Source organism: Stackebrandtia soli, from assembly GCF_965137155.1.
GTDB lineage: Bacteria > Actinomycetota > Actinomycetes > Mycobacteriales > Micromonosporaceae > Stackebrandtia > Stackebrandtia soli.
This window is the reverse complement of the sequence record NZ_CBCRZX010000013.1, coordinates 98,205-106,090: the sequence shown is the minus strand read 5'-3', so window position 1 is coordinate 106,090 and position 7,886 is coordinate 98,205. Positions and strand designations below refer to the sequence as shown.

Sequence of the window (7,886 nt, the reverse complement as noted above, 5' to 3'; positions counted from 1 at the left end):
CCACCAAAACGAGCCGTCACACCGGTGGAATCGCGTCAGCCTCGCTTCAGCGTGGCCCGCAGGTATTCGCGGTTGAGCGACGAGATCGCCTCGAACGGGATGCCCTTGGGGCACGCCGAGGCGCACTCACCGGCGAGCGTACACCCACCGAAGCCCTCGTCATCCATTGTGTCCACCATGTCGAGGACACGGGTCTCGCGTTCCGCCTGGCCCTGCGGGAGGACGTTCAGGTGCGCGACCTTCGCGGCGGTGAACAGCATCGCCGACCCGTTCGGGCAGGCCGCGACGCAGGCGCCGCAGCCGATGCACGCCGCGTGCTCGAACGCCGCGTCGGCGACCGGCTTCGGCACCGGTGACGCGTGCGCGTCCGGCGCGGCACCGGTCGGGGCGCTGATGTAGCCACCCGAGGCGATGATGCGGTCGAACGCCGACCGGTCTACGACGAGGTCCTTCACGACCGGGAAAGCCTTGGCACGCCAGGGTTCCACGTCGATCGTGTCGCCGTCGGAGTACTGCCGCATGTGCAGTTGGCACGTCGTCGTGTTCTGCTGCGGGCCGTGCGGGCGGCCGTCGATGAACAGCGAGCACATGCCGCAGATGCCCTCACGGCAGTCGTGATCGAACGCGACGGGCTCCTCCCCCTCCAGGGTGAGCCGCTCGTTGAGCACGTCCAGTACTTCCAAAAAGGACATGTCCGGGGAGACGTCGTCCAACTCGTACGTGACCATCGTCCCCGAGTCCTGCGGACCCTTCTGACGCCAGATGCGCAGGTTCAGTTTCATTTGTAGCTCCGCTGGGTCGGCTTGACATACTCAAAGACCAGTTCTTCACGGTGAAGCACCGGCTGGTCGCCCGTGTACTCCCACGCCGCCGCGTACGAGAAGTGCTCGTCGTCGCGCTTGGCCTCGCCGTCCTCGGTCTGGCTCTCCGCGCGGAAGTGACCGCCGCAGGATTCGGTGCGGTGCAAGGCGTCGACGCACATCAGCTCGGCGAGCTCGAAGAAGTCCGCGACACGACCGGCGCGCTCCAGCGACTGGTTGAAGTCGGCGCCCGTGCCGGGCACCTTCACGCGCTTGTAGAACTCCTCCTTCAGCGCGCCGATCTGCTCGATCGCCTTGCGCAGACCCGCGTCGCTGCGTTCCATGCCGCAGTACTCCCACATGATGTCGCCGAGTTCGCGGTGGAAGGAGTCGACCGTGCGGTCGCCGTTGACGTTCAGCAGGCGCTCGATGCGCCCTTCGACGTCGGCTCGCGCCGCCGCGACGTCCGGGTGGTCGTCGCTCAGCTTCTCGAACGGACCGGCCGCCAGGTAGTCGCCGATCGTGTTCGGCAGGACGAAGTAGCCGTCGGCGAGGCCCTGCATCAGCGCCGAGGCGCCCAGCCGGTTCGCGCCGTGGTCGGAGAAGTTGGCCTCACCGATGACGAACAGACCGGGGATCGTCGACTGTAGATCGTAGTCGACCCACAGGCCACCCATCGTGTAGTGCACGGCCGGGTAGATCCGCATGGGCGTGTCGTACGGGTTCTCGCCCGTGATCCGCTCGTACATCTCGAACAGGTTGCCGTACTTGGCCTCCACGGCCTTGCGGCCGAGCCGGTTGATCGCGTCGCCGAAGTCCAGGTAGACACCGAGACCGCCCGGGCCGACGCCACGACCCGCGTCGCACACGTTCTTCGCCGCACGCGACGCGATGTCACGCGGAACCAGGTTGCCGAACGCAGGGTAGATGCGCTCCAGGTAGTAGTCGCGCTCGTCCTCGGGGATGTCGGCCGGGGTGCGCGTGTCGCCCGCCTTCGCGGGGACCCACACTCGTCCGTCGTTGCGCAGCGACTCCGACATCAGCGTCAGTTTCGACTGGTGGTCCCCGGACACGGGGATGCACGTCGGGTGGATCTGCGTGTAGCAGGGGTTGGCGAAGTACGCGCCCTTGCGGTGCGCGCGCCACGTCGCCGTCACGTTGCAGCCCTTGGCGTTCGTCGACAGGAAGAAGACGTTGCCGTAACCGCCCGAGGCGAGCACCACGGCGTCGGCGTACTCGGTGGTGATCTCACCCGAGACGAGGTCGCGCACGACGATGCCGCGCGCCCGACCGTCCACGATGATCAGTTCGAGCATCTCGTGTCGATCGTGCATCTCGACGTTGCCCGCAGCGATCTGCCGCTCCAGCGCCTGGTAGGCGCCCAACAGGAGCTGCTGACCCGTCTGGCCGCGCGCGTAGAACGTCCGCGACACCTGCGCGCCGCCGAACGAACGGGTGTCCAAGAGACCGCCGTACTCACGCGCGAACGGCACGCCCTGCGCGACGCACTGGTCGATGATCTCGACCGACACCTCCGCCAAACGATGCACATTGGACTCGCGGGCGCGGAAGTCGCCGCCCTTCACGGTGTCGTAGAACAACCGGTGCACCGAGTCACCGTCGTTGCGGTAGTTCTTCGCCGCGTTGATGCCACCCTGCGCGGCGATCGAGTGCGCCCGGCGCGGGGAGTCCTGATAGCAGTAGCTCTTGACGCGGTAACCCAGCTCGCCCAGCGTCGCCGCCGCCGAGCCCCCCGCGAGGCCGGTGCCGACGACGATGACCGACAACTTGCGCTTGTTCGCGGGGTTGACCAGCTTCGCCTCGAACCGGCGACGGTTCCAACGATCCTTGACCGGCCCGTCCGGGGCCTTCGTGTCGACGACCGGATCGCCGACGCCGTACTCACCAACAGTCATATCAGGACACCAATCCAGTCATCACGGACACGGGGACGGCGATGAAGCCGATCGTCAGCACCACGGCCAGAGTGTTGGCGATGGTCCTCAGGACACGCTGCCGCCGGGCACTCCCCAGCCCGAGCGTCTGCGCCGCCGACCAGAAGCCGTGCCGCACGTGCAGCCCGACCGCGAGCATCGCGACGATGTAGATGACGTTGCCGTACCACGTCGAGAACGTCGCCACGAGGTTCTCGTACGGGTGATGGGCCTTCCCGAGCGGGTTGACCGTCAACGTCGTCAGGTCGAGGATGTGCCACACCACGAACAACAGCACGATCACGCCGCCGTAGCGCATCGTCCGCGTCGCGTAGCTCATCTTGGCCCGCCGCTTGACGTACTTCGCCGGACGCGCCTTCATGTCCAACCGGGACAGTTGATACGCCGACACCGCGTGCAGGATCACACTCACCAACAACACGATCCGCGCCAACCACAGGAACCACTCCGCGTGCAGCAACGGCGCACCGAAGGTGCGGATCCACGCCGCGTACGAGTTGAACTCCTCGGAGCCGTAGAAGACCTTGAGGTTGCCGGCCATGTGCACGACCAGGTACCCCAGCATCACCGCGCCGGTGACCGCCATGACGACCTTCTTACCGATCGTCGATCTCCATAGCGCCACGACCGTTGACGGTCGCTCTTTCGTCGCCAAAACCATGAGGCCCAAACCTACGGATCAAATGATCTTGCGTCCAAGATATGGAGGCGCTCGTTTCCATAGCCAAGAGCTATCGTGGGCGCATGCAGCTCCACCAACTGCGGTATTTCACCGCCGTCGCCGACACCAGGCACTTCACCAAAGCGGCCAGTGTGTTGCATATCGCACAGCCGTCGCTGTCCCAACAGATCCGAGCGCTCGAGAAGGAACTCGGCACGGAGCTCTTCCAACGCGCCCGAGGCAACATCACCCTCACCGACGCCGGCGAGGCGCTCCTACCGTTCGCGCGACGCATCATCGCCGACGCCGAGACCGCGCGCCGCGAAGTCGCCGACGCCGTGCACCTCGAACGCGGGCGCGTCCGACTCGGCGCGACCCCCAGCCTGTGCGCCAGCCTCATCCCCGACGTGCTGCGGGTCTTCCACGACCAGTACCCCAAAGTCGCGCTTCACGTCGACGAGGGCGGTTCGCAGAACCTCGTCCGCACCCTCGCCGCCGGAGAACTCGACCTCGCGCTCATCATCACCCCGCAACGCGGACTCGTGCCCGCGCTCTCGGCCACCGAACTCCTCCGCGAGGAACTCGTCGTCGTCTCCTCCCCCGAAGCCGAGCCGCCCATCCAAGGCAAACGCATCGGCATCGAAGACCTCCGCGACCAACCTCTCGTCATGTTCCGCAGCGGCTACGACCTCCGCGAATTCACCACCGCCGCCTGCCGCGTCGCCGGATTCGAACCGACGTTCACCGTCGAAGGCGGCGAGATGGACGCCGTCCTCGGATTCGTCCGCGCCGGACTCGGTCTCGCCGTCGTCCCCCGCATGGTCGCCGACCGCTCCGGCCTGCGCATCACCCCCTTCACCCCGCCCGGACTACAACGCACCATCGCTGTCGCCCACCGCAAGGACGTCGCCCCACCACGCGCCGCCCAGGAACTGCGACGTGTCCTCCTCGAACACCTGTGGACGCGCAGCGAAACGCTCGCCCCCGGAACCCGGCTCCTCCGCTCCCCCGTCCCCGCCGACTCCTCGTATCAGCCCTGAACGGAACGCCACGACCCAACGTCCGACCGGTGTCCCGGGCGAACCGGGCAGAATCACCCACGGACCCACACGACGGCACAAAGGGGAACGGACGACCACATGATCGACGGCTGGGAGTGGGACGACACCTTGTTCCTGGGATCGGCGCCGCACTACCAACGCGGACGAGTCCCCTACGCGCCCGGAGTCCCCGACCTCCTCGTCGAGACCCTCCACCTCGACGGCTCGGGCCGACTCCTCGACGTCGGCTGCGGGCCCGGCACCCTCGCGCTCGATCTCGCCCACCTGTTCACCGACGTCGTCGGGGTCGACCCTGACCGGGGCATGCTCGACGAAGCGCGACGACGCGCCGACGAGGCGAAGACGCCCAACGCGCGATGGATACGCGCCCGCGCCGAGACACTGCCGAACGACCTCGGAACCTTCGACGTCGCGACCTTCGGCCAGTCTTTCCACTGGATGGACCGCGACGCCGTCGCGACCACCATCAAGGACCTCCTGCGGACGGGCGGCGCCTTCGTGCACATCGCCGACCTCAAGACGGAGACCCGAAGCACCGACGGCCTCGCGCACCCGGCCGTTCCGTACGCCGAGATCGGCGAACTCGTCACCCGACATCTCGGACCCGTGCGCCGAGCCGGTCAGGGAGTCATCCGGCACGGCACCCCCGGCGGCGAAGCCGAGGTTCTCGCCCGGGCGGGCTTCCTCGGGCCACGACGCGTCATCGCCCCCGGCGGCGCGGAACTGCGTCGCACGAGCGCGGACGTGATCTCCTGGGTGTACTCGATGTCGTCGTCCGCGCCCCACCTGTTCGGGGAACACCTGAACGACTTCGAGGCGGAGCTCGGCAGCCTGCTCCAGCAGGTCTCCCCCGGCGGGCTCTTCGCGGAACGACAACCGAGCACCGAGATCATCATCTGGCGAAAGCCGACCTGACGACACCGCCATGGTGTCGGGTCGGCTCCCACACGACGGGGCCACGAACGCCGCGCCGCAACGGTTCCACGACGGCAGAGCGCGCGAGTTCGACCGACGGAACGGTCGAACGCCGCGCCGGACCGAGTGTTCGTCGATCCCGCGGCACCAACGAGGCCGCCCCGGGCCTCAGTCGAACAGGTCCCTCTCCTGCGCGACTGCCAACATCGACCGCACGAGCTCCGTGTCGGCCAACAGTCGCTCCAACCCCGTGGCGACCGCGTACAACGCCTCCAGGTCGGACCCGTACGCGCAGAACATTCCCGCCTCGCAGTCGAACCGGAACCGCTTGAGCAGCACCGCGTCCTCCGTCAACACCAACGCATGCACAATGGACCCAAGGTCGTAGCCACTACCCTCGAGCGAGTACTCCGCGAACAGCGGTTCCAAATGCGCGTCCGCGGGACCATTGGCGGCCAGGATCACCGAAGAACTCGACTCCCCCGACACGAACTTCACATTCGGCAGAGTCGAGAAGGCATCCGTATTCGTCATGGCCGCACCCTAACCGCCTCGTACGACACAGCGAGCGACACCGACCCCGACCGTGGTCCTAGGACCAAATACCGAGCTGCCCGCCGACGCTCGACCGAGGCCGACACACCACGATCGCCATAACGTCGATCTCATGACACATCAGCGAACCGCACTCATCACCGGCGCTTCCCGCGGACTCGGGGCCGCCCTCGCCACCGCGCTCGCCGCCGACGGTTGGCGCCTCATCCTGACGGCACGGACCGCCCCCGAACCCGACGGTCACACCTGGATCGCCGGCGACGTCCGAGATCCCGACCATCGAAGGGCACTCGCCCGCGCGGCCCAGGCCGCGGGCGGTGTCGACCTGCTCGTCAACAACGCCAGCTCGCTCGGCCCGACGCCACTGCCGCGAGTCACCGTCTACCCGCTGGCCGCGTTGCCGGAACTGTTCGACACCAACGTCTTCGCGCCGGTCGCACTGACCGTCGCACTGATCGACGGACTGCGGGAGCGCTCCGGTGCCGTCGTCAACATCTCCTCCGACGCCGCGACCGGGGGCTACGAGGGCTGGTCGGCCTATGGGGCGAGCAAGGCCGCCCTCGATCAGTTCGGCAACGTCCTCGGCGCCGAGGAACCGTCGATTCGGGTCTGGGCGGTCGATCCCGGTGAGATGAACACGACGATGCTCACCGATGCGATCGGAGCCGAGGCCGCCGAGGCGCCCGAGCCCCGCGAGCACGCGGTGCCCGCCATCCTCGCGCTGCTGGAGCGACGCCCCGACAGTGGACGCTTCAGCGCGTCGGAGCTGTTGGCGGGGAGCTCGACATGACGACGATCGCGTCACCGTTCACGTTCGCGTTGGACGCCGCGCTCGAGGCGGACCGCCCTCCTGAGGCCGGTGGGGGACGGCGGGACGACGTGCGGCTGCTCGTCACCGACACGCGAACGGGCGAGAGCCGGGACGAGCGTTTCGACCGACTGCCGAGCCTGCTGCGCCCGGGCGACCTATTGGTCGTCAACGATTCGGCGACGCTTCCGGCCGCGGTGTGGCTGGACCGGCTCGTCCTGCACTTCTCCACTCCTCATCGTGACGGCCGCTGGCTGGTGGAGCTTCGCCGCAGGGTCGGCGACTCTCATGTCCGCTACGACGGCGGGCGGGCGAACGAGTGGCTGCCGTTGCCGGGTGGGGCAACCCTGAAACTCGTCGAGAGGCACTCGGCTCGGTTGTGGGTCGCGGAGCTCGATGTATCGGTTTCGATATACCTCAATGAGTACGGCAGGCCGATTCGTTACTCCTATGTGAATACCGATCGCCCGTTGGCCGACTATCAGACGATCTTCGCGGCCGAACCGGGCAGCGCCGAAATGCCGTCGGCGGGCCGCCCATTTACAAAGGACACGTTGAATGGGTTGCGCCGCAATGGAATTGACATCGCAACCATTACCCTGCACACCGGTGTGGCCTCCCCCGAGGCGGACGAGCCGCCCTACCCGGAGCGCTTCACCGTCGATCGGCGCGCGGCCCAGGCCGTGAACGCCGTCCGCGCCGACGGGGGCCGGGTCATCGCCGTCGGTACGACCGTCGTGCGCGCGGTGGAGAGCGCGACGGACTCCGACGGAGTGGTCTCGCCTCGATCGGGAGTGACGGAGCACCTCATCACTCCGGATACGGGAGTCCGCGCCGTCGACGGCATCCTCACCGGACTGCACGAGCCGCGATCCACGCACCTGTCGATGCTGTCGGCCATCTGCCCGGTGCCGGCACTCGCCGAGGCGTACCGGAGGGCGGTCGCGGGACGGTACCTGTGGCACGAGTTCGGCGACGTACACCTCATCTGCTGAGGGCTGAGACCATCCGTTCCACGGATGACCGTCGGGCGGTCCGAATCCGTTCACTGCCGCGTCGGAATATGGACCGCGCGACAAAAGGCGCACGCGGTGAGGGTCATCGCCAGACACCTCATCGCGTGCGCCGTGG

Annotated in this window: 8 protein-coding genes; 4 read left to right on the top strand and 4 right to left on the bottom strand. The window is 67.6% G+C overall.

Annotated elements, in window-relative coordinates; all coding sequences use genetic code 11:
- Nucleotides 1-35 precede the first annotated feature (35 nt).
- Genes ACM9NP_RS10625 through ACM9NP_RS10615 form a run of 3 tightly spaced genes read right to left on the bottom strand, consistent with a single transcriptional unit; the run spans nt 36 to nt 3,416 of the window.
- A complete protein-coding gene (locus ACM9NP_RS10625) occupies nt 36-782 on the bottom strand; it encodes a succinate dehydrogenase/fumarate reductase iron-sulfur subunit (protein ID WP_415646473.1) in 747 nt (248 codons plus the stop codon).
- On the bottom strand, nt 779-2,716 hold the full coding sequence (locus ACM9NP_RS10620) for a fumarate reductase/succinate dehydrogenase flavoprotein subunit (protein WP_415646472.1): 1,938 nt from the start codon (nt 2,714-2,716) through the stop codon (nt 779-781). Before ACM9NP_RS10620 ends, ACM9NP_RS10625 begins: the two co-directional genes overlap by 4 nt.
- A 1-nt stretch (nt 2,717) precedes the next feature.
- Nucleotides 2,718-3,416, bottom strand: a complete 699-nt coding sequence (locus tag ACM9NP_RS10615; RefSeq protein WP_415646471.1) for a succinate dehydrogenase cytochrome b subunit — start codon at nt 3,414-3,416, stop codon at nt 2,718-2,720.
- 83 nt (nt 3,417-3,499) lie between these two features.
- Between ACM9NP_RS10615 and ACM9NP_RS10610 the strand changes: the two genes are divergently transcribed.
- Nucleotides 3,500-4,456, top strand: a complete 957-nt coding sequence (locus ACM9NP_RS10610) for a LysR family transcriptional regulator (protein ID WP_415646470.1) — start codon at nt 3,500-3,502, stop codon at nt 4,454-4,456.
- 99 nt (nt 4,457-4,555) lie between these two features.
- Nucleotides 4,556-5,392 (top strand): class I SAM-dependent methyltransferase, encoded by an 837-nt coding sequence (locus tag ACM9NP_RS10605; protein WP_415646469.1) that lies wholly within the window; start codon nt 4,556-4,558, stop codon nt 5,390-5,392.
- A 168-nt stretch (nt 5,393-5,560) separates the two neighbouring features.
- Here the strand turns inward: ACM9NP_RS10605 and ACM9NP_RS10600 are convergent, their stop codons facing one another.
- Nucleotides 5,561-5,926 (bottom strand): Imm51 family immunity protein, encoded by a 366-nt coding sequence (locus ACM9NP_RS10600; RefSeq protein WP_415646468.1) that lies wholly within the window; start codon nt 5,924-5,926, stop codon nt 5,561-5,563.
- A gap of 133 nt (nt 5,927-6,059) precedes the next feature.
- On the opposite strand from ACM9NP_RS10600, the gene ACM9NP_RS10595 reads away from it, so the two are divergent.
- Both ACM9NP_RS10595 and ACM9NP_RS10590 read left to right on the top strand, forming a co-directional pair.
- Nucleotides 6,060-6,737, top strand: coding sequence for an SDR family NAD(P)-dependent oxidoreductase (locus ACM9NP_RS10595; protein ID WP_415646467.1), 678 nt, complete (start codon nt 6,060-6,062; stop codon nt 6,735-6,737).
- Complete coding sequence (locus ACM9NP_RS10590) at nt 6,734-7,750, top strand: S-adenosylmethionine:tRNA ribosyltransferase-isomerase (RefSeq protein ID WP_415646466.1); 1,017 nt, start codon at nt 6,734-6,736, stop codon at nt 7,748-7,750. Before ACM9NP_RS10595 ends, ACM9NP_RS10590 begins: the two co-directional genes overlap by 4 nt.
- Nucleotides 7,751-7,886: the final 136 nt, after the last annotated feature.

Bases quoted from the DNA above. Each gene is read 5' to 3' on its own strand.
- ACM9NP_RS10625 (WP_415646473.1), bottom strand. From the start codon at position 782: ATGAAACTGAACCTGCGCATCTGGCGTCAGAAGGGTCCGCAGGACTCG.
- ACM9NP_RS10620 (WP_415646472.1), bottom strand. From the start codon at position 2,716: ATGACTGTTGGTGAGTACGGCGTCGGCGATCCGGTCGTCGACACGAAG.
- ACM9NP_RS10615 (WP_415646471.1), bottom strand. From the start codon at position 3,416: ATGGTTTTGGCGACGAAAGAGCGACCGTCAACGGTCGTGGCGCTATGG.
- ACM9NP_RS10610 (WP_415646470.1), top strand. From the start codon at position 3,500: ATGCAGCTCCACCAACTGCGGTATTTCACCGCCGTCGCCGACACCAGG.
- ACM9NP_RS10605 (WP_415646469.1), top strand. From the start codon at position 4,556: ATGATCGACGGCTGGGAGTGGGACGACACCTTGTTCCTGGGATCGGCG.
- ACM9NP_RS10600 (WP_415646468.1), bottom strand. From the start codon at position 5,926: ATGACGAATACGGATGCCTTCTCGACTCTGCCGAATGTGAAGTTCGTG.
- ACM9NP_RS10595 (WP_415646467.1), top strand. From the start codon at position 6,060: ATGACACATCAGCGAACCGCACTCATCACCGGCGCTTCCCGCGGACTC.
- ACM9NP_RS10590 (WP_415646466.1), top strand. From the start codon at position 6,734: ATGACGACGATCGCGTCACCGTTCACGTTCGCGTTGGACGCCGCGCTC.